General features: G+C 73.0%; 18 protein-coding genes. 5 read left to right on the plus strand and 13 right to left on the minus strand.

All coding sequences use genetic code 11. The annotated features are described in order from the left end of the window. Positions 1–26 precede the first annotated feature (26 nt). From NPS70_RS27830 to NPS70_RS27840, 3 genes are read left to right on the plus strand one after another with little or no spacing between them, the layout of a single operon-like run. Positions 27–599 (plus strand): hypothetical protein, encoded by a 573-nt coding sequence (locus NPS70_RS27830; RefSeq protein WP_256527226.1) that lies wholly within the window; start codon positions 27–29, stop codon positions 597–599. Then, positions 517–1,176 (plus strand): bifunctional 2-polyprenyl-6-hydroxyphenol methylase/3-demethylubiquinol 3-O-methyltransferase UbiG, encoded by a 660-nt coding sequence (locus tag NPS70_RS27835; RefSeq protein WP_256527227.1) that lies wholly within the window; start codon positions 517–519, stop codon positions 1,174–1,176. Before NPS70_RS27830 ends, NPS70_RS27835 begins: the two co-directional genes overlap by 83 nt. Before the next feature lie 11 nt (positions 1,177–1,187). Then, positions 1,188–1,775, plus strand: coding sequence for a class IV adenylate cyclase (locus NPS70_RS27840; protein ID WP_256527228.1), 588 nt, complete (start codon positions 1,188–1,190; stop codon positions 1,773–1,775). Positions 1,776–1,867: 92 nt separating this feature from the next. Here NPS70_RS27840 and NPS70_RS27845 read toward each other — a convergent pair whose 3' ends face one another. Beyond that, on the minus strand, positions 1,868–2,815 hold the full coding sequence (locus tag NPS70_RS27845; protein ID WP_256527229.1) for a LysR family transcriptional regulator: 948 nt from the start codon (positions 2,813–2,815) through the stop codon (positions 1,868–1,870). 62 nt (positions 2,816–2,877) lie between these two features. On the opposite strand from NPS70_RS27845, the gene NPS70_RS27850 reads away from it, so the two are divergent. Together NPS70_RS27850 and NPS70_RS27855 are read left to right on the plus strand one after the other, a co-directional pair. Beyond that, positions 2,878–4,164 carry an MFS transporter gene (locus NPS70_RS27850; protein ID WP_256527230.1) on the plus strand — a complete coding sequence of 429 codons (1,287 nt, stop codon included), beginning with the start codon at positions 2,878–2,880 and terminating at the stop codon, positions 4,162–4,164. A 217-nt stretch (positions 4,165–4,381) separates the two neighbouring features. Next, on the plus strand, positions 4,382–5,386 hold the full coding sequence (locus NPS70_RS27855; protein WP_256527231.1) for a sigma-70 family RNA polymerase sigma factor: 1,005 nt from the start codon (positions 4,382–4,384) through the stop codon (positions 5,384–5,386). Here the strand turns inward: NPS70_RS27855 and NPS70_RS28820 are convergent. The 12 genes from NPS70_RS28820 to NPS70_RS27915 form a co-directional block, all read right to left on the minus strand. Further along, complete coding sequence (locus NPS70_RS28820) at positions 5,366–5,830, minus strand: STAS domain-containing protein (RefSeq protein ID WP_308315059.1); 465 nt, start codon at positions 5,828–5,830, stop codon at positions 5,366–5,368. The genes NPS70_RS27855 and NPS70_RS28820 overlap by 21 nt on opposite strands. Before the next feature lie 109 nt (positions 5,831–5,939). Continuing rightward, on the minus strand, positions 5,940–7,217 hold the full coding sequence (locus tag NPS70_RS27865; RefSeq protein WP_256527232.1) for a thymidine phosphorylase: 1,278 nt from the start codon (positions 7,215–7,217) through the stop codon (positions 5,940–5,942). A gap of 176 nt (positions 7,218–7,393) precedes the next feature. Next, positions 7,394–7,789 carry a cytidine deaminase gene (locus NPS70_RS27870; RefSeq protein WP_256527233.1) on the minus strand — a complete coding sequence of 132 codons (396 nt, stop codon included), beginning with the start codon at positions 7,787–7,789 and terminating at the stop codon, positions 7,394–7,396. After that, positions 7,786–9,057: an ABC transporter permease gene (locus NPS70_RS27875; protein ID WP_256527234.1), complete on the minus strand. Its 1,272-nt coding sequence runs from the start codon at positions 9,055–9,057 to the stop codon at positions 7,786–7,788. The genes NPS70_RS27870 and NPS70_RS27875 overlap by 4 nt, the downstream gene beginning before the upstream one ends. Then, entirely contained in the window at positions 9,054–10,163 is a 1,110-nt protein-coding gene (locus tag NPS70_RS27880; protein ID WP_256527235.1) for an ABC transporter permease, read from the minus strand. The genes NPS70_RS27875 and NPS70_RS27880 overlap by 4 nt, the downstream gene beginning before the upstream one ends. Beyond that, on the minus strand, positions 10,160–11,761 hold the full coding sequence (locus tag NPS70_RS27885) for an ABC transporter ATP-binding protein (RefSeq protein WP_308315061.1): 1,602 nt from the start codon (positions 11,759–11,761) through the stop codon (positions 10,160–10,162). Before NPS70_RS27885 ends, NPS70_RS27880 begins: the two co-directional genes overlap by 4 nt. Before the next feature lie 274 nt (positions 11,762–12,035). Then, positions 12,036–13,085, minus strand: coding sequence for a BMP family ABC transporter substrate-binding protein (locus NPS70_RS27890; protein ID WP_256527236.1), 1,050 nt, complete (start codon positions 13,083–13,085; stop codon positions 12,036–12,038). Positions 13,086–13,353: 268 nt separating this feature from the next. Beyond that, positions 13,354–14,625 carry an amidohydrolase gene (locus tag NPS70_RS27895; protein ID WP_256527256.1) on the minus strand — a complete coding sequence of 424 codons (1,272 nt, stop codon included), beginning with the start codon at positions 14,623–14,625 and terminating at the stop codon, positions 13,354–13,356. Between the two features lie 233 nt (positions 14,626–14,858). Then, a complete protein-coding gene (locus tag NPS70_RS27900) occupies positions 14,859–15,887 on the minus strand; it encodes a hypothetical protein (protein ID WP_256527237.1) in 1,029 nt (342 codons plus the stop codon). 78 nt (positions 15,888–15,965) lie between these two features. Further along, on the minus strand, positions 15,966–16,889 hold the full coding sequence (locus tag NPS70_RS27905) for an N-acetylneuraminate synthase family protein (protein ID WP_256527238.1): 924 nt from the start codon (positions 16,887–16,889) through the stop codon (positions 15,966–15,968). Between the two features lie 107 nt (positions 16,890–16,996). Then, positions 16,997–18,226, minus strand: a complete 1,230-nt coding sequence (locus NPS70_RS27910; RefSeq protein ID WP_256527239.1) for an acylneuraminate cytidylyltransferase — start codon at positions 18,224–18,226, stop codon at positions 16,997–16,999. 94 nt (positions 18,227–18,320) lie between these two features. After that, positions 18,321–19,637, minus strand: coding sequence for a DUF6716 putative glycosyltransferase (locus NPS70_RS27915; RefSeq protein WP_256527240.1), 1,317 nt, complete (start codon positions 19,635–19,637; stop codon positions 18,321–18,323). Between the last annotated feature and the right edge of the window lie 180 nt (positions 19,638–19,817).

The raw sequence follows: 19,817 nt of genomic DNA on the forward strand, positions 1-19,817 counted from the left end.
GCACCGGTAAGTCAACCCTGGCGCCGATGCTCGCCGCCGCCCGACAGGCCGTCCTCGTCGCAACCGTCCCGCCCCTCTACCAGCCGCTCAGACACGCGGTGGACGAGCGGACGAACGTCGAGGCGCGGATGTGCCTCTACCTTTCCGCTCTGTTCACCGCGGCCGAAGAGATCCAGCACCATCTCGACGCCGGCGTCCCGGTCGTCGTCGAGAGCTACTTCCCCCGGTGCCTCGCCACCCATCGGGCCCTGGGCGCCCGGCTCGGTATCACCCTGCCGAGCTGGCTGCCGAAACCCGTCACGTACCACCTCGTCTGCGACGACGACGAACGACAGCGTCGCCTCGGTGAGCGGAACAAGTCGGCATCGCGGTGGGACGCACTGATCGAGACCGTCCCGGACCAGGTGACGGACGCCTATGCCTCGTTCCCGATGCACCGTGTCGACACCACCGGGCGCAGCCCTGACGAGGTCCTCCGCGTGATCACGGACACCGATACGCAAGGAGCGCACTCCCATGCAGACACAGAGCCTGTGGGAGCACACCCTCACCTTCTTCCCGCAGTTCCTCGCCACGTTGCGGGAACGCGTCGCCCCTGACGCCACCGTCGCGGTTGTCGGCGCGAGCGACGGCAAGTTCGTCCTGCCCCTCGCCGCCGCCGGCTACCACGTCGTCGCCGTCGAACGCGACCCGGTCGCCCTCCACGGGGGCGACGTCCACCTCCCGGGTGACAGCCAGGCACACGCGCTGGGCCTGATCGATCGGCTAAAGCTCGAAGAACTCCACGACCGCGTACAGCTCGTCGAGGACGACTTCCTCGACGGCGAACCCCTGGGCCTGCAGTGCGGGGCGGTCTGGACGAGCTGCTCGTGGCACTACAGTGCCAACCACCACCGCCCGCTCGCCGAGTTCGTCGACCGTATGCAGCGCCTGGTCCGCCCGGGCGGTGTGTTCGGCGCGGAGTTCATGATGCCCGTCGAAAGACGCCACCACATGATCGAGCACTACACCTCTCCCGAGCGCCTGCGCCACCACTTCCTCTGCGACTGGGAGGTCCTGCTCACCCTGCGCACGACCGAGTTCACCGAGCGGCCCCACGTCGGCCAGCTGCACGACCACACCCACCGCATGGGCCTGCTCGTTGCAGCCCGGAGATCCCTCACCGACCACTTCTGAGAGCAGGACCCGTGAAGCACGAGTACGAGGCGAAGTTCCTGGCCGTCGACACCGCTGGCCTCCAGGCCAAGCTGAGCGCCCTCGGCGCCGTCCGGGCGTTCCCCCGCACGCTCCTCACCCGCAAGATCTTCGAGAACGACTCCCTGGACGGCGGGGCCTGGATTCGGCTGCGTGACGAGGGCACCCGCTCGACGCTCACGCTCAAGCAGGTCACCGACGCCACGACGATCGACGGCACCAAGGAGATCGAGACCGAGGTCACCGACCTGCACGCGATGGCCGACATCCTGCGCCGGGTCGGCCTCACCGAGGTGCGCTACCAGGAGAACTACCGCGAGGAATGGCGCTTGGGCGAGGTCGCCTTCGACTTCGACACCTGGCCCGGCCTCCCCACCTTCCTGGAGATCGAAGGACCCGACGAGGCGTCGGTGCGGCAGGCCGCCGCGCTGCTGGACCTCGACTACTCCGAGGCCCGCTTCGGCAGCGTCGACGAGATCTACAGGAGCGAGTCCGGCCGCGACATCCTGGCCGAACCCACCCTCCTGTTCTCCGACTCCGAGGGGCAGGAGTTCACCGCGACCGGGCCCCTGGGCCTCTGACCACGAACGCCGACCAGCCGTCGTGGCGAAGGGTGCGCCTGACACACGGGCGCTGAGGCGGTCCCGCCCCGGTGCCCCGCACGGCGCACCCCTCACAGCAGCGCCCCCCGGCGGGAGAGCAGGAAGCGCTTGAAGGCCGCGACCGGGGGTGTGTCGGGGTGGCCGTCGAGCCAGGCGAGGCCGATCTCCCGGGCGGCCCTCGGCGCGGTCACGGACAGTTCCACCACGCCGGGGCGGGCGACCGCGGGCGGCGGCAGGAGGGCCACCCCGAGCCCCGCCGCGACCAGCCCCCGCAGCGTCTCGGCCTCCTCGCCCTCGAAGGCGACCCGGGGGGTGAAACCGGCCTGGGCGCACAGGTCGTCGGTGATGCGCCGCAGCCCGTAGCCGGGCTCCAGGGTCACGAAGGTCTCCTCGGCGGCCTCCGCGAGCCGGACGCGGCGGCGGGAGGCGAGCCGGTGGTCGTCGGGTACGACCAGCAGCAGGCGCTGCTCGTCGAGCCGGCGGGCCACCAGGTCCGGAGCGTCGGGCACCGGTGAGGTGAGGCACAGGTCGAGCTCCCCGGCCCGCAGCCGCTCGATCATCGCCTCGCCGTAGTTCTGCACCAGGGTGAAGCGGACACGGGGGTGCTCTGCGCGGAACGCCCTGATGAGCGAGGGCACGGTCTCCGACCCCATGGTGTGCAGGAACCCGAAGGCCACCTTGCCCGCGCCCGGGTCGGCGTCGGCGCGGACGGACTCGGCGGCCCGCTCCACCTCGGCCAGCGCACGCTCTGCGGAGGCGAGGAAGGTGCGGCCCGCAGGCGTCAGCGCGACGGTGCGGCCGCGGCGGGCGAACAGCGCCACGCCCAGGTCCTCCTCCAGGCGGACCATGGCCCGGGAGAGCGTCGACTGGGGGACTCCCATCTCCTGTGCGGCGCGCGTCACATGCTCGTGCCGGGCCACGCCGACGAAGTACGCGAGCCGCGGTGTGAGCGTCACCGCGATGTCTTCTTCGTAACCGCCGTGTGACAGCCACTTCTCTGAGCTGCGTTCATGCACCATGGGATCGATTATCGCGTTTCCATGCATTGGACGCATGAAAGGCGGCGGCCTAGGTTCGGGGTATGCCTTCCGCCAGTACCAAGGCGTCCGCGTCCGCGGGCGCCGCCTCGCCGTCCCCCTCCTCCGAACTCCCCTGCGACGACGGGCGCCTGGCCCCCGGCGCCCCCGGCTACCGCCGGATGAGCCTCGCCCTCTTCGCCGCCGGACTGGCCGCCTTCGCCCTGCTGTACTCCACGCAGGCGCTGCTGCCCGCGATCTCCGCCGAGTTCGGCGTGACCGCGGGGGCCGCCAGCTGGACGGTGTCCGCGGCGACCGGTGCGCTGGCGCTGTGCGTGCTCCCGATGAGCGCCCTGTCCGAGCGCTTCGGGCGCACCACCCTGATGAAGGCCTCGCTGGCGGTGGCGGTGGCGGTCGCCCTGCTGGTCCCCCTCGCCCCCAACCTCACCTGGCTGGTGGTGCTGCGCGGCGTGCAGGGCGCGGCGCTCGCCGGGCTCCCCGCCTCGGCGATGGCCTACCTCGCGGAGGAGGTGCGCCCCCGGGCGCTGGTGGCGGCGATCGGCCTGTTCGTCGCGGGCAACAGCATCGGCGGCATGAGCGGGCGGATCGTCACCGGCTGGGCCGCGCAGTTCGGCGGCTGGCGGGTGGCCCTGGCGGCGGTCGGGGCGATGGCGCTGGTGTGCGCGCTGGTCTTCCGGTGGCTGCTGCCGAGGGCCCGCCGCTTCACCCCCGGCACCCTGGACCCGCGGACCCTGGCCCGCACCGTCCGGGGACACCTGGCGGACCCGCTGCTGCTGCGCCTGTACGCGATCGGCGCACTGTTCATGACCGTCTTCGGCGCCGTCTACACGGTGATCGGCTACCGGCTGGTGGAAGCGCCGTTCAGCCTGCCGCAGGGCGTGGTCGGTTCGGTCTTCCTGGTGTACCTGGTCGGCACGGCCTCCTCGGCGGCGGCGGGGCAGCTGGTGGCCCGGCTCGGGCGGCGCGGGGCGCTGTACCTGGCGGTGGCCACCACGGCGGCCGGGCTGCTGCTGTCGCTCGGCGACAGCCTGGCGGCGGTGCTCGCCGGGCTGGTGCTGATCACCGCCGGGTTCTTCGCGGGCCACGCCGTGGCCTCCTCCTCGGTCAGCCGCACCGTCCGAACGGGCCGCGCCCAGGCGTCGGCCCTGTACCAGTCCGCGTACTACCTGGGCAGCAGCGCGGGCGGCACGCTCGGCGCGGTCGCGTTCCACGGCGGCGGCTGGACGGGGACGGTGGCGCTGGGCCTGGTGGCGGTGCTGGGCGTCGTCTCGCTCACCCTCTGGGGCACGCACGCGGCGCGGGTCCACGCCCGGCGGACGGCCGCCGCCTGACGCCCGCCGGCCCTGCCCGGTCACGGGCCGCCCCCGGGCAGGGCCGCGGGGACCCGACGCGCCCGGATGCACGCCCGCGGCCCGGCGGGATACTGGTACCCGGTGCGGGAGACGGCGCCGTGCGCACCTGCGCCGGACCCGTGGAGCGGCCCCGTTGTCAGTCCCCTCCGCTACGTTCCGGGGAACGGGTGCCGACGGGTGACAAGGGTGTGGACCGATGAGCGACCTCGCGACGACGCAGGACCTCGACGCCGGGCTGGAGCGGCACCGCCGCGAACTGACCGGCTACTGCTACCGGATGCTGGGCTCCTCCTTCGAGGCCGAGGACGCCGTGCAGGACACCATGGTGCGCGCCTGGCGCAGCATCGACAGGTTCGAGGGGCGCTCCTCGCTGCGCTCCTGGCTCTACCGGATCGCCACCAACGTCTGCGTGGACATGCTGAACGCGGGCAACAAGCGCGCCCGTCCGATGGACCTGACGGGTCCGACACCGGTCGCCCAGGCGCAGCTGAACGCCCGCCCGGAGGTCACCTGGCTGGAGCCCGTGCCGGACGGCCGGGTGCTCCCCTCGGTCCTCGACCCGGCGGAGGCGGCGGTCGAGCGGGACTCGATCCGGCTGGCCTTCGTCGCCGCCCTTCAGCACCTGCCGCCGAAGCAGCGGGCGGTGCTGATCCTGCGCGAGGTGCTCGCCTGGAAGGCGGCCGAGGTCGCCGAGCTGCTCGACACCACGGTCGCGTCGGTGAACAGCGCCCTCCAGCGCGCCCGGGCCACGCTCGCCGAGCGCCGCCCGGGCGAGGCCGACGCCGCGGACCCGCTCGACGAGCAGCAGCAGGAGCTGCTCAAGCGCTATGTCGCGGCTTTCGAGGGCTACGACATGAAGGCGCTGACGGCACTGCTCCACGAGGACGCCACCATGTCCATGCCGCCCTACGACCTCTGGCTCCAGGGTCACGGGAACATCGTGGGGTGGATGCTCGGGGTCGGCGAGGTCTGCCGGGGCTCGCGCCTGGTGCCCACGGTCGCGAACGGCGTTCCCGCGTTCGCCCAGTACCACCGGCGCACCGACGGCGAGGGGTACGAGCCCTGGGCGCTGATCGTCCTGGAACTCCGCGGCGGCGCGGTGGGGGGCATGGACTTCTTCCTCGACACCGGGCGCTGGTTCCCGCTGTTCGACCTGCCGGCCGCCCTCGGCCCGGACGGCTCACCCCTGCCTGCGCGGTAGGGCGGCCGGCGCGGGCGGCGGGAGCGCGCGGTCGTCCGGAAACCGGCGGCCCCGCCACCGGGGCCGCGGCAGGCACGGCGGGGGTGCGGTCCGGCCCGGCGGGGGGCGGGCGGTGGGGCCGGGGGGTGTTCCCTCCTCGCGCGTCCGCTCCGCGGCGGCCGGGCCGACCAGGCCGACCAGGTCCAGGAGCCCGAGCAGCTGCGGGGTGCCGCCCCGCACCCGGAGGGCGGTCCCGTGGCGGCGGGCGGTGAGCTGAAGGCGGGCGAGGGCGTCGACGGCGGTCAGATCGGCGCGCGTCAGGAGGCCGACGTCCACCACCGGGCGGGGCCCGCCCTCACCGTGCCCGGTCCGCAGCGCCTCGGTCAGGGCCTCGCACAGGCGGGGCACGTCGGCGGGGCGGAGCACCCCGGTGATCCGCAGGACGATCGGTTGTACGGCATCCACAGGGGGGTGACCGGCGCGGCGCCCCCGACTCATCGGTGGCACCGCGTACCGGAACACGGGAAGGGGCCGCCGGCGTCCGGCGGCCCCTTCCCGTGCGGTGGCGCTCCGGTCAGGCGATGCGCTCCAGCACCACCGGGGTCGGCCGGTGGGCCGTGCCCGCGGGCGCCACGTCGTAGGTGGCGGACAGCGCGTCGAGGGCGTAGGTGAACTTCTCGGGCGTGTCGGTGTGCAGGGTCATCAGGGGCTGCCCCGCGGTGACCGCGTCGCCCGGCTTGGCGTGCAGTTCGACGCCCGCCCCGGCCTGCACGGGGTCCTCCTTGCGGGCGCGGCCGGCGCCGAGGCGCCAGGCGGCGATGCCCACGCCGTAGGCGTCGAGGCGGGTCAGCACACCGGAGGACGGCGCCGTGACCACGTGCTGCTCGCGGGCGACCGGGAGGGCCGCGTCCGGGTCGCCGCCCTGGGCCGCGATCATGCGCCGCCAGACGTCCATCGCCGAGCCGTCGGCCAGGGCCTTGGCCGGGTCGGCGTCCTTGATCCCCGCGGCGTCGAGCATCTCGCGGGCGAGGGCCAGGGTCAGCTCCACGACGTCCGCGGGGCCGCCGCCCGCGAGCACCTCCACGGACTCGCGGACCTCCAGCGCGTTGCCCGCGGTGAGGCCGAGCGGTGTGGACATGTCGGTGAGCAGGGCCACGGTGCGCACCCCGCTGTCGGTGCCGAGGCCGACCATGGTGGAGGCCAGCTCGCGGGCGTCGTCGAGGTTCTTCATGAACGCCCCGGTGCCGACCTTGACGTCGAGGACGAGCGAGCCGGTGCCCTCGGCGATCTTCTTGGACATGATCGAGGAGGCGATCAGCGGGATGGCCTCGACGGTGCCGGTGACGTCGCGCAGCGCGTAGAGCTTCTTGTCCGCCGGGGCGAGGCCGTCGCCGGCCGCGCAGATGACGGCGCCGGTGGTGTCGAGGACGGAGAGCATCTCCTCGTTGGAGAGCAGGGCCCGCCAGCCGGGGATGGACTCCAGCTTGTCCAGGGTCCCTCCGGTGTGGCCGAGGCCCCGCCCCGACAGCTGCGGGACGGCGGCGCCGCAGGCGGCGACCAGCGGGGCGAGCGGCAGGGTGATCTTGTCGCCGACGCCCCCGGTGGAGTGCTTGTCGGCGGTGGGGCGGGACAGCGAGGAGAAGTCCATCCGCTCGCCGGAGGCGATCATCGCGGCGGTCCAGCGGGCGATTTCCGTGCGGTTCATGCCGTTGAGCAGGATGGCCATGGCCAGGGCCGACATCTGCTCGTCGGCGACCTCACCGCGGGTGTAGGCGTCGATGACCCAGTCGATCTGCTCGCCGCTCAGCTCGCCCCGGTCGCGCTTGGTGCGGATGACGGAGATGACGTCCATGGCATGTCCTCCAGAGGTGGCTCGGCGCACAGAGTGGCTCTACGCGCATAGAGCAAGAGTAGGGGGCGGCCCTCCCGCCGAAGCGGAAGGGCCGCGGGTCCGGACCGGTCCGGTCCGGGGGTGACGCGGTGCGCGGGGACGGGATCCGCCCCCGCGCGGTGCGGGCGCCGGACCGCTCAGCCCAGGTGCCCGGGGCCGAAGGCCTGCGGGAGCATCCCGGAGAGCGGCACGATCCCCGCCGGGGTGTCGAGCAGCAGGTCGGGCCCGCCGAACTCGTACAGCAGTTGCCGGCACCGGCCGCAGGGGACCAGGGCCTCGCCCCTGCCGTCCACGCAGACGAAGTGCGTCAGACGCCCGCCGCCGGTGGCGGTCAGCTGCGACACCAGCCCGCACTCCGCGCACAGGCTGAGCCCGTAGGAGGCGTTCTCGACGTTGCAGCCGGTCACCACCCGGCCGTCGTCCACGAGGGCGGCGACCCCGACCGGGAAGCCCGAGTACGGCGCGTACGCGCGCGACATCGCCTCGCGCGCCCGCTGCCGCAGGGCCTCCCAGTCCACGGCCGGCTCGGTCACTTGCCCTGGCCCTTGCGATAGGCCATGCCGTTGGCCTTGGGCATCCTGAGCCGTTGCGCGGAGAGCGCGAGCACCAGGAGGGTGGCCACGTACGGCGCGGCGTCCACGAACTGGCTCGGCAGCTCGTCGGTCAGGGCGTACCAGGTGTACAGCAGCCCGGCCACGACCGCGGAGACCAGCGCGGGCACGTACTTCTTCTTGTAGAGCTGCCAGACCGCGGCGATCAGCAGGAGGATCGCGAGAAGCAGGAGCATCGCGTGGACGTTCTCCGCGCCGCCGCGCAGCTTGAGGCTGTCGGTGAAGCCGAAGAGGCCCGCGCCGAGCGCCATGCCGCCGGGCATCCAGTTGCCGAAGATCATCGCGGCGAGGCCGATGTAGCCGCGGCCTCCGGTCTGGCCCTCCTGGTAGATGCCGGTGGACACGATCGCCAGGAAGGCGCCGCCGAGGCCCGCGAGGCCGCCGGAGACGATCACCGCGATGTACTTGTACTTGTAGACGTTGACGCCCAGCGACTCGGCCGCCACCGGGTTCTCGCCGCAGGAGCGCAGCCGCAGGCCGAAGGAGGTCCGCCACAGGATCCACCAGGTGGCGGGGACCAGCAGGATCGCGACCACGGTCAGCCAGGACAGGTTGGTGACCAGTCCGCCCAGCACACCGGCCAGGTCGGAGACGAAGAACCAGTGCTTGGCCTGGATCTCCCCGAGCCAGTCGGACAGGCCCGGGATGGTGATGCGGTCGATGCGGTCGATGCGCGGGGACTGCTTGGAGGACCCGCCCGCGGCCTCCGCGAAGGTGAAGTTGGACAGGTAGCGCGTCAGGCCGGTCGCCAGGATGGTGACGGCCACACCGGAGACGATGTGGTTGACCTTGAAGGTGACCGTGACGATCGCGTGCAGCAGACCGCCGAGCGCGCCGCCGGCGATGCCCATCAGCACACCCGTCCACGGGCCCCACTGGTAGCCCGCCCAGGCGCCGAACCAGGTGCCGAGGATCATCATGCCCTCAAGGCCGATGTTGATCACGCCCGCGCGCTCGGCCCACAGACCGCCGAGGCCGGCGAGGCCGATCGGCACGGCGAGCTGGAGCGCGCCGGAGACCTGGCCCACCGAGGTGAGGTCGTTGGCACCGCTGAGGATGCGGACCAGGGAGAACAGCAGCAGACCACCGGCGATGATCAGCAGGATGACCGGCAGGGACAGCTTGCGGCGTCCGCCGCCCTTCGTGGGCGCGGTGCCTGCCATCGAGACCGTGCTCGTGCTCTCGGTCATGCCGCCGCCACCTCCTTGTTCTTGCGGGCCTGGGCGGCGAGTTCCTCGCCGACCTTCTGCTGCTGGCGGCGGAGCCCGTACTGGCGGACGAGCTCGTAGGACACGACGACCGCGATCACGATCAGGCCCTGCATAATCTGGGCGATCTCCTTGGGGTAGCCCGCGAGGTCGAGGCCCTCGGCCGTCTTGTCGAGGAAGGCCACCAGGAGGGACGCGAAGAAGATCCCGACCGGGTTGTTGCGGCCGAGCAGGGCGATGGTGATGCCGACGAAGCCGACCCCGACGGGGAAGCTGAGGCTGTAGGTGTGGGTCTGGCCCAGCAGCATCGGCATGCCCGCGAGACCCGCCACCGCGCCGGAGATCAGCATGGCGGTGAGCACCATGCGCTTGGCGTCGACACCGCTCGCCTGGGCGGCGGACTGGCTGGCGCCGGTGGCGCGCAGGTCGAAGCCGAAGCGGGTGCGGTTGAGGGTGAACCAGTACACGATGCCGAGGGCGAAGGCGACGAAGGTGAAGCCGTAGATCTCACCGCCGTCGAGCTGCAGGCCCGGGAACCAGCCGGACTCGGGGATCTCGCCCGTGTTGAGCTGGTTGGAGCCGGGAGGCTGCTGGCCCAGGTTGGCCGGGAGGATCATCCAGGCGATCAGGCTGGTGGCGATGGCGTTGAGCATGATGGTCGAGACGACCTCGCTCACACCGCGGGTGGTCTTGAGCACACCCGCGATACCGGCCCACATCGCACCCACGAACATCGCGACCAGCACGATGAGCAGGATGTGCAGCGGTCCGGGCAGGTCCACGGCGGCACCGACGACGGCGGCCAGCATGACCGCGAGGCGGTACTGGCCGTCGACACCGATGTTGAACAGGTTCATCCGGAAGCCCACCGCGACCGCGAGTGCGGCGAGGTAGTAGATCCCGGTCTGGTTGATGATCAGGACCTGGATGTCCGTGAACTCCAGCTGCTGGAACATCAGCTCGTACGGCTCGATGGCGCTGAGTCCGGAGAGCAGCAGCACCACCGAGGTGAGCAGGAAGGCCACGACCAGCGCGAGCACCGGGCCGGCGAGGCCCAGGAGCAGCCGGTCCTTGTCGAACTTCTTCATCGGCCCTCACCGTTCTCGGGCGTCGCGCCGTGCTGCGGCGTCTCGGGGGTTTCCAGGTGTCCGGTGGCGGCGCCGGTCATGGCCGAGCCCAGCTCCTCGGGGGTGATCGTGGCGGGGTCGGCGTCCGCGACCAGGCGGCCGCGGTACATCACCCGCAGGGTGTCGGAGAGCCCGATGAGCTCGTCCAGGTCGGCGGAGATCAGCAGCACCGCGAGGCCCTCGTGGCGGGCCTCCCGGATCTGGTCCCAGATCTGCGCCTGCGCGCCGACGTCCACACCGCGGGTGGGGTGGGCGGCGATCAGCAGCTTGGGCGTGTGGCTCATCTCCCGGCCGACGATCAGCTTCTGCTGGTTGCCGCCGGAGAGGGAGGCCGCGGTGACCTCGATACCGGGCGTGCGGACGTCGTACTCGCGCACGATGCGCTCGGTGTCCTTGCGCGCGGCCTTGGGGTCGAGCATGCCGTGCTTGCTGTTGGGCGCCTCGGTGACGTGGCCGAGGATGCGGTTCTCCCACAGCGGGGACTCCAGCAGGAGGCCGTGGCGGTGGCGGTCCTCGGGGATGTAGCCGATGCCGCCCTCGCGCCGCTTCCGGGTGGGGGCGTGCGAGATCTCGGCGCCGTCGAGGGTGATCACACCGCGGTCCGGGTCGCGCAGGCCCATCAGGGCCTCGATGAGCTCGGTCTGGCCGTTGCCCTCCACGCCGGCGATGCCCATGACCTCGCCCTTGTGGATGGTGAAGCCGACGGAGTCGAGGACCTCGCGGACGATGCCGTCCGGGTCGGTCACCGTGAGCGTGAGGCCGTCGACGGTCAGCATGGCCACATCGGTGACCGTGGACTCGCGGGTCTCGGGCGTGGGCAGCTCGCTGCCCACCATGAGCTCCGCGAGCTGCTTGGTGGTGGTCCCGGCCGGGTCGGCGGTGCCGACGGTGGTGCCGCGCCGGATGACGGTGATCTCGTCGGCCACCGACAGCACCTCGCCCAGCTTGTGCGAGATGAAGATGACCGTGAGGCCCTCGGCCTTGAGCTCGCGCAGGTTGGCGAAGAGCGCGTCGACCTCCTGCGGCACGAGCACCGCGGTGGGCTCGTCCAGGATCAGGGTGCGGGCGCCCCGGTAGAGGACCTTGAGGATCTCGACGCGCTGCCGGTCCGCGACGCCGAGGTGCTCGACGAGGACGTCGGGGCGCACGTTGAGGCCGTAGGAGTCGGAGATCTCCATGACCTTCCTGCGCGCGGCGGCGCCGATGCCGTGCAGCTTCTCGCCACCGAGGACGACGTTCTCCAGCACGGTGAGGTTGTCGGCCAGCATGAAGTGCTGGTGGACCATGCCGATGCCGCGTGCGATGGCGTCGGAGGGGCTGGAGAAGGTGACCTGGTCACCGTCGATCGTGATGGTGCCCTCGTCCGGCTTCTGCATGCCGTAGAGGATCTTCATCAGAGTCGACTTGCCGGCACCGTTCTCCCCCACGAGGGCGTGCACGGTGCCCCGGTGGACGGTGATGTCGATGTCGTGGTTGGCGACCACGCCGGGGAAGCGCTTGGTGATACCGCGCAGTTCCACGGCGGCAGCCGGCGGCGTTGACGGACTGGACGCGTTGATGACGCACTCTCCTTGGCGGATGAGGAGCCGGGAGGGCAGGACGGGAGCCTGCTGGCGGGCAGACGGCAAAGCGGGCTCGGCGGGCAGGGGGCGGGGCGAAGTTATCGCGCCGGAGAGGGTTCTACGCGCGTAGCAATGCCGAATAGCGAAAACCGATGGCCATGGCTCGGTCCGGGATGCGCGGGGGCGGCTGTGCGCCGCCCCCGCGTGCCCGGAGCCCGGAGCGGGCCGGTCCTGTGGGACCGGCCCGTCCGTCGAGCGGCCTCGGTGGGGGTTACGGGGCGGTCTTGACCGTGATCCGGCCGGCGATGATGTCGGCCTTGGCCTTGTCCACGGCCTCGATCACGTCGGTCATCTCGGTGAACGCCGGGTTGGACAGCGACAGCGCGACGCCGTCGTCCTCCAGGCCGTAGCGGATCTCACCGTTCTGCGGGTCGCCGTCCTGGACCGACTTGATCAGGTTGAACACGGCACCGGAGACGTTCTTGGTGACCGAGGTCAGGATCCGCTCCTTGTAGGCGGCCAGACCCTCCTGCTCGTACTGGTCGGAGTCGACACCGATGGCCCACTTGCCCGCGTTGGCGGTGGCCTCGATGGCACCGGCGCCGGCGAGACCGGCGGCGGCGTAGATCACGTCGGCACCGGCGTCCAGCTGGCCCTGCGCGGCGGCCTTGCCGAGGTCGGGCTTGGAGAAGCCACCGAAGTCCGGCGGCTGCGTCAGGTACTGGACCTTGACGTTGACGTCCTTGTTGGTGTCCTTGACGCCCTGGACGAAGCCCGCCTCGAACTTCTTGATCAGCGGGGTCTCGACACCGCCGATGAAGCCGACCGTGTCGGACTCGGTCACCTTGGCGGCGGCGACGCCGGCGAGGTAGGAGCCCTGCTCCTCGTTGAAGACGAGGTTGGCGATGTTCGGGCCGGTCTTCGAGGTGTCGTCGATGAGACCGAAGGTGGTGTCGGGGAACTTCGGGGCGACCTCGGCGATGGCCGGGGCGTAGGCGAAGCCGACGCCGATCACCGGGTTGTTCCCGGCACGGGCGAGCGTGGTGAGGCGCTGGACCTTGTCCGGGTCGCCCTCGCCCTCGCTGGGCTCCGCCTCGGTGCCCTGGACGTCCAGCTCTTCCTCGGCCTCGACGAGACCGGCGTAGGCGGCGTCGTTGAACGACTGGTCGCCGCGGCCGCCGATGTCGTAGGCGATGGCGGCCTTGCCGCCGTTGTCGTCCGATCCCGAACCGGACGACGAGTCGCTGCCACACGCGGTGACAGACAGTGCGAGAGCCGTGGAGGCGATGCCCACGGTGGCGATCCTGGTGATCCGGCGCACTGGAAGGCTCCTTAAACCTGACCGAAAGCGCCACTTCCGGCGCTGGGTTCGCGGCGATCGTAACGCGCGTAGATGTCAGTTAAAGGCGCGTTCATCAGTCGTTATCGGATCGTCGCGAACCGGCCACGGCCCCCGCGGGGCGGTAGGGGGCCGGTCACCGCCCCGCCACGCTCCGGCGTGTCGCGAGGCGGGCCGGTCCCCGGGACCCGGCCCCGCAGGCCGACCGGTCCCGTTCCCGGGCGCCGGCTCCGGGCCCTGCCGGGCCCGCCTACGCGCCCCGCAGGCCGTCCAGCAGGGCAGCCGCGGTGAAGAGCTCCACGCCCGCGGTGATGGACTCCTCGTCCACGTCGAAGTCGCCGCGGTGCAGGTCCCGGCGGGTCGTGTCGCCGGGCACCCGGACACCGAGGCGGGCCATGGCGCCGGGCACGTGCTCCAGGTACCAGGAGAAGTCCTCGCCGCCCAGGCTCTGCTCGGTGTCCTCGATCGCGTACGGTCCGCGCCGGGCGGCGTGGGCGTCGCGCAGCAGCTCGGTCACGACGGGGTCGTTCACCACGGGCGGGACGCCCCGGATGTACTCGATCTGCGACTTGGCCCGGTGCAGCGTGGCGATCTCGTCGATCGCGGCGTGCACCAGGTCCGGGGCCTCGCGCCAGCCGGCGAGGTCCAGGCAGCGGACGGTCCCGGAGAGCTCGGCGTGCTGCGGGATGACGTTGGGGGCGTGCCCGGACTCGATGCGCCCCCAGGTGACGGCCAGCCCGGAGCGGGCGTCCACCCGGCGGGCGAGCAGGGCCGGGACCTCGGTGACGATCTTGGCCGCCGCGGTGACCATGTCGGTGGTCAGATGCGGGCGGGCGGTGTGGCCGCCGGGGCCGTCCAGGGTCACCTCCAGCCGGTCGCAGGCCGAGGTGATGGGGCCGGGGCGCAGACCGATGGTCCCGGCGTCCACCTTGGGGTCGCAGTGGACGGCGATGATCTTGCCGACGCCGTCGAGCACCCCGCACTCCACCGCGTCCGCGGCGCCGCCGGGCAGCACCTCCTCGGCGGGCTGGAAGAGCAGCCGGACGGGCTGCGTCAGCAGGCCCTGGCGGTCGAGGTCCGCGAGGACCAGGCCCGCGCCGAGGGCGGCCGTGGTGTGGACGTCGTGGCCGCAGGCGTGTGCCCGGTCGGGGACCGTGGAGCGGTAGGGCACGGTCTTGGTGTCCGGGATGGGGAGGGCGTCGATGTCGGCGCGGATGGCGAACAGGGGCCGCCCCTGCGCCTCCGCCGAGCCCGTGCCGATGTCGCACACGAGGCCGGTGCCCAGGGGCAGGACGCGCGGCTCCAGCCCGGCGCGCTCCAGGCGGGCCTTGATCGCGGCGGTCGTGCGGAACTCCTGGTTGCCGAGCTCGGGGTGCATATGGAGGTCGCGGCGGAACGCGATCAGCTCGGAGCGCAGGGGTTCGGTCAGCCTGCCGGGCAGTGCGGCGTCGCCCGGCCCGCGGCCCGCGCGCGGAGCTGCCTCTGCACGGGGTCGTTCGGCTTCTTCGGACTCGCGGGACATCAACTGGTTCACCCAGTGAAGGTTATGCCTTCCGGCCCACCAACTGCCGTGCGATCAACAAAAGATCAGCCTCATAGGGGAAGAAAACCTGCTCCGAGCCGCATGGCCGCCGGAACGGGTGGGTAAACTCACCCGTCCTTCTCGCCATGCGGACCTTCCGGGCCCTCGGGGCACCGCTCCGGGGCCTCCGCCCGGTCCGTGCCGCCGCCCGCCGTTTCCCGGCGGTCCGGCCTTCAAGCCGGGGCGGCCAGCCGGTGGACGCCGCGGGCCGTGCCGGTGACGACGGACAGGAAGCCCTGGGCGCGCGGGGAGGCGCTCTCCCTGAGCCATTCGGGGGCGATGTCGCAGACCGCGACGGTGATGCCGGTGCCCGCCAGGGCCAGCGGCAGCGTGTGCACCACGGTCGAGGGGAAGCTGAGCACCGTCTCGCCGATCGGGCCGCGCCGGGCGATCAGCTCCAGCGGCAGGTCGGGGCGGACCACCTCCAGTCCGGTGCGGGCGGTCAGCCGGGCGAGCTTGTCCACGCTCTCCCGGCGGTGGGCGAAGTAGCGGGTGGCACCGTGGGCCGCGGCGAGGGCGTCCACCGCCGCGAGGTAGCGCTCCAGGTCGACGACCCCCGTCTCGACCAGCGAGGTGCCCACCAGGTCCGCGCCCCGGGTGAGCCGCGGCGGGCCGAAGCGCGAGCGGGTCCACGCGTAGTCGTTGGCGGTGACGGTGATCCCCGGCGGCGCCTCGACCGGCATGGAGGTGAACACCTCGACCGACCGGGCGCCCGCGGGGCTGAGCCTCCGGCGCGCGGCGAGGGTCACGGGGGCGAGCGCCAGCTCGCGCGGCCCGCGCCGCCCGCCGCGGCGGTGCCAGCGCACCAGCCGTTCGCCGCGGGCGGTCTGGGCGACGAACTCCATGGTGGCCGTGCCGTCGTCCACGATCGTCAGGTGGCGCCCGCCCACCAGCGTCAGCAGCAGCTGCACGTAGCGGGAGAAGGGGTCGCCTATCACGATCCGCTCGGCACCGCGCAGCAGCGGGCCGAGCGCGCGGATCGCCTGGAGCGGGGCCGCGGGGCCGCCGCGGGCCTCCTGCCAGACGACGGCGAACCCCTCGTCACGGGCCAGCTCCGCCGTCCGGCGCAGCTGGCCCCGCGACATGGGGTCGGTGGGCGAGAGCACCACCAGGGTCAGGCCGTCCGCGGGCACTCCCCCGGCATGGGCCCACTCCAGGGTGTTCAGGAGCTGGACCGGACTCTCGACGAAGGCGAGACTCACTGGATGTCACCTCGTGATTCCTGATGCGGCCGGGGAGCGGGCGGGGCGGGCCGGGAGGACGGCGCGGCGGAGGGGCGGTCAGACCGCGGCCGGCTCACGCTCGCCCTGCTCGGCGACGACGCCCGGGACGCGGCGGAGCTTCTTCATGGGGCCGAGCTCGCTCTCGTAGACCTTCTTGACGCCGTCGCCGAGCGACTCCTCGACCACCCGGATGTCGCGGACCAGGCGGGTGAGGCCCTGCGGCTCCACGGAGGCGGCCTGGTCGGAGCCCCACATGGCGCGGTCCAGGGTGATGTGGCGCTCGACGAAGCAGGCGCCGAGGGCGACGGCGGCGAGGGTGGTCTGCAGGCCGGTCTCGTGGCCCGAGTAGCCGATCGGGACGTTCGGGTACTCGGCCTGGAGGGTGTTGACGACCCGCAGGTTGAGCTCCTCGGCCTTCGCCGGGTAGGTGGAGGTGGCGTGGCAGAGCAGGATGTTCTCGCTGCCCAGCACCTCGACGGCGTGGCGGATCTGCTGCGGCGTCGACATGCCGGTGGAGAGGATGACGGTGCGGCCGGTGGCGCGCAGGGCGCGCAGCAGCTCGTCGTCGGTCAGGGAGGCGGAGGCGACCTTGTGGGCGGGGACGTCGAACTTCTCCAGGAAGGCGACGGCCTCGGTGTCCCACGGGGAGGCGAACCAGTCGATGCCGCGCTCGCGGCAGTGCTCGTCGATGGCGCGGTACTCGTCCTCGCCGAACTCGACGCGGTGGCGGTAGTCGATGTAGGTCATCCGGCCCCAGGGGGTGTCGCGCTCGATGTCCCACTGGTCGCGCGGGGTGCAGATCTCCGGGGTCCGCTTCTGGAACTTGACCGCGTCGCAGCCGGCCTCGGCGGCGGCGTCGATCAGCTTGAAGGCGTTCTCCAGGTCGCCGTTGTGGTTGATGCCGATCTCGCCGGTGACGTAGACGGGGTGGCCCGGGCCGGCGGTCTTGGAGCCGAGGGTGCGCAGTCGGTTGGTGCTCATGCGGGTGTTCCTTCGCTGGGTGGGTCGCCCGGAGGGTGCCGGGCACGGGGTGTTCGGTGGAGGACGGGAGGTGTCGCGGCGCGGCGGGACGGCCGGGCGGCGACCGGTCAGGAGGCGGAGTGCGCCGGGGCGGTGCGGCCGGCCCCGGTGTCGGTGTCGAGTTCGGGGCCGAGGAGCCAGCCGGCGATCTCCCGGACGGCGCCCTCGCCCCCGGGGGCGGCGGTGACGGCGCGGGCGGCGGCCCGGACGGCTCCGTGGGCGCTCGCGACGGCCACCGGCCAGCCGGCGACGGCGAAGCAGGGCAGGTCGTTGACGTCGTTGCCCGCGTAGAGCACCCGGTCGAGGGCGACGCCCTGCTCCTCGGCCCACTGCTTCAGGGCGGCGTCCTTGCGGTCGATGCCGTGGAGCACGGGGATGCCGAGCTTGCGGGCGCGGGCGGCGACCACCGGGTTCCGCTCGGTGGACAGGATCAGCAGCCGCAGGCCCGCGGCCCGCATCCGGGCGACGCCGAGGCCGTCCCCGCGGTGGACCGCGACGAACTCGCGGCCGTCGGCGTCCACGAGGACCCGGTCGTCGGTCTGCGTGCCGTCGAAGTCCAGGACGACCGCGTCCACCTCGGCACGGGTGGGCAGCGGGGAGTCGTCGAGCAGCGGGGCGAGGGAGCGGGCCCGGGCGAGCTCGTGCGGGTCGTCGACCTCCAGCACCCGGGCGGGGTCCGTGCGCACCAGGGCGGTGTGCCCGAAGAAGCGGTGCCCGGCGGCGCGGAAGCCCTCGGCGTCCATGGCGTAGGCGGCGCCGGTCTCCAGCAGGTCCTGGGGGCGGTCCTGGCGCCGCGGCCGGTGCGCGGGGTCGTGGTTGACGCCGCCCGAGCCCGGTCGGCCGCCGGGGGCGGCCGGGGGCTCCTCCCGCCACAGGAAGCCGTGGAAGGGGGCGACGGTCACGGCGCTGTCGGCGCCGTCCTCCACCACGGCCCGGGCGACGCCCTGGACGTCCTCGGCGGTGACGAAGGGGCTGGTGCACTGGACGAGCAGCACCGCCCGCGCCGGCGCGCCGCTCAGCGCCTCGTGCGCGTCCAGGGCGTGCAGCACCGCGGACTCGCTGGTGGCGGTGTCCCCGGCGATGGCGGCGGGGCGGTGCACCACCTCGGCGCCCGCGGCGCGCGCCGCGGCGGCGATGGCGGGGTCGTCGGTGGAGACGGCGACATGGGTGACCAGCGGGGCGTCCAGGCAGGCCCGTACGGCGCGGGCCACCAGGGGCACCCCGGCGACCGGGGCGAGGTTCTTGGCGGGGACGCCCTTGGACCCGCCCCGGGCGGGGATCACGGCGAGGACGGTCATCGGTGCTCCTGGAAGGGACTGGTGCGGGTGCGGGTGCGTCCGCCCGCGGCCGCGGGCCGCGCGGACGTGCGGGAAGCGGACGCCTGGCGGGGCGTCACAGCTCTCCCATCCGCCGGATCACGGGGGCGACGCGCTGCACGCCGTGGCGGTAGGCGCCTCGGGCGGCTCCGCGGACGGCGCCGCGGACCACCCGGCGCAGCCCGGTCGGTCCGGTGCCCGGGACGGCGGCCGCGAGCGGGGTGCCGTCGGGCGCGAGATGGTGGCGGGCGAGCAGGCCGGGCAGGTAACCGGGGGCGGTGAGGGGGGTGTAGTAGGGCCGCAGCGGGTCGCGCCGGGGCTGGAGCAGCAGTTCGGCGACGCGGGAGCGGGCCGCGTCGAAGGCGTGCTCGTAGGAGCCGTCGGCGGCGACGCCCTGGCGGGAGAGCCAGTGGGCGTCGGGCACCGGGCGGTGCCCGCCGTCGAGCATGTCCCAGGAGGCAAGCAGCCCGGATCCGAGGAAGTGGTGGTTGCCGAGCGCCTCGCGCACGCCGAGGTCGGACAGGATCGCGGTGGGGATGCGCCGGTGCAGCGCCTCCAGCGCGGCGGTCGAGGACACGGTGACCAGCAGGTCGGTCCGGTCCAGGACCTCGCCCATGTTGCCGTAGACCAGCTTGAGGTTGGGCGGGAGTCCGCCGGGCAGCCGTTCGGCGAGCCGCTGGTAGGGCAGCTCCTCGACGTGGGTGGTCTGCTCGCCCGGCCGGGAGCGCAGCTTCAGCAGCACCTCGCGCCGCGGGTGGAGCCGGGCGTGCTCGGCGAGCCGCCGCAGCAGGTAGCCGCGGTCGGCCCGGGTGGCGGGCACGGAGGGCTGGGCGGCGAAGACCACCGTGTCGCGGTCCTCCCGGGGCCGGTAGGGCTCACCGCCGAGGAAGGGCAGGGCCGCCTCCGTCACACAGGAGGCGTCGGCGCCGACCCCCTCGTAGACCGCCGTGAAGCGGTCCGCGTCGTGGCGGGAGTTGGCGAGGACCACGTCCGCGCCGTGGCGCAGCAGCAGACCGTCGGCGAGCTTCTCGTAGACGACGCCGACGTACCCGGTGACCACCACCGGGCGGCGGTCCGCCGCCTGGGCCGCGAGCCCGTGGAGCATCGCCTGCACCCCGCCGCCGACGAGGGCGAGCACGAGGACGTCGTAGCCGCCGTCGCGCATGGTGCGCAGGAACTCGGCGCCGGTGACCTCGTCGAGCCGGTCGGCGTGGGCCCCGACCTCGGCGAGCTGGCGGGCGGTGGGGGTGGCACGCCCGCGCAGCAGGAAGCCGTGCAGGTCCACGGCGGTGCTGGGGGCGATCCGGCGTGCGGTCAGCGCACCCCATTTCCACCGGGTGTCGGAGTCGGCGAGTACGGCGACCCGTACGGCCTCGCGGTTGGGATTGGGCACGTCGAGGACGCTAGGAAGACATCCCGTTCGACGGCCCAACTCAATGGCAACAGCGGGTTAACAGAGCACCTACGAAAGGGGATTCCGCCAGGTGGTCCGCCGGATTAAACAGGTCGACGCCCATCGTTCACCTGCCGTCCTCCCGAAGGACAACGCAGATGGCGGGCCGCGGCCTAGCGT

This window comes from Streptomyces sp. C10-9-1 (assembly GCF_024497955.1).
Taxonomy (GTDB): domain Bacteria; phylum Actinomycetota; class Actinomycetes; order Streptomycetales; family Streptomycetaceae; genus Streptomyces; species Streptomyces sanyensis.

Excerpts from the sequence above, each read along its gene's own strand:
- NPS70_RS27835 (WP_256527227.1), top strand. The coding sequence starts at position 517 with ATGCAGACACAGAGCCTGTGGGAGCACACCCTCACCTTCTTCCCGCAG.
- NPS70_RS27845 (WP_256527229.1), bottom strand. The coding sequence starts at position 2,815 with ATGGTGCATGAACGCAGCTCAGAGAAGTGGCTGTCACACGGCGGTTAC.
- NPS70_RS27865 (WP_256527232.1), bottom strand. The coding sequence starts at position 7,217 with ATGGACGTCATCTCCGTCATCCGCACCAAGCGCGACCGGGGCGAGCTG.
- NPS70_RS27875 (WP_256527234.1), bottom strand. The coding sequence starts at position 9,057 with ATGACCGAGAGCACGAGCACGGTCTCGATGGCAGGCACCGCGCCCACG.
- NPS70_RS27910 (WP_256527239.1), bottom strand. The coding sequence starts at position 18,226 with ATGACCGTCCTCGCCGTGATCCCCGCCCGGGGCGGGTCCAAGGGCGTC.
- NPS70_RS27880 (WP_256527235.1), bottom strand. The coding sequence starts at position 10,163 with ATGAAGAAGTTCGACAAGGACCGGCTGCTCCTGGGCCTCGCCGGCCCG.
- NPS70_RS27905 (WP_256527238.1), bottom strand. The coding sequence starts at position 16,889 with ATGAGCACCAACCGACTGCGCACCCTCGGCTCCAAGACCGCCGGCCCG.
- NPS70_RS27895 (WP_256527256.1), bottom strand. The coding sequence starts at position 14,625 with ATGTCCCGCGAGTCCGAAGAAGCCGAACGACCCCGTGCAGAGGCAGCT.
- NPS70_RS27855 (WP_256527231.1), top strand. The coding sequence starts at position 4,382 with ATGAGCGACCTCGCGACGACGCAGGACCTCGACGCCGGGCTGGAGCGG.
- NPS70_RS27830 (WP_256527226.1), top strand. The coding sequence starts at position 27 with ATGCTCGCCGCCGCCCGACAGGCCGTCCTCGTCGCAACCGTCCCGCCC.
- NPS70_RS27850 (WP_256527230.1), top strand. The coding sequence starts at position 2,878 with ATGCCTTCCGCCAGTACCAAGGCGTCCGCGTCCGCGGGCGCCGCCTCG.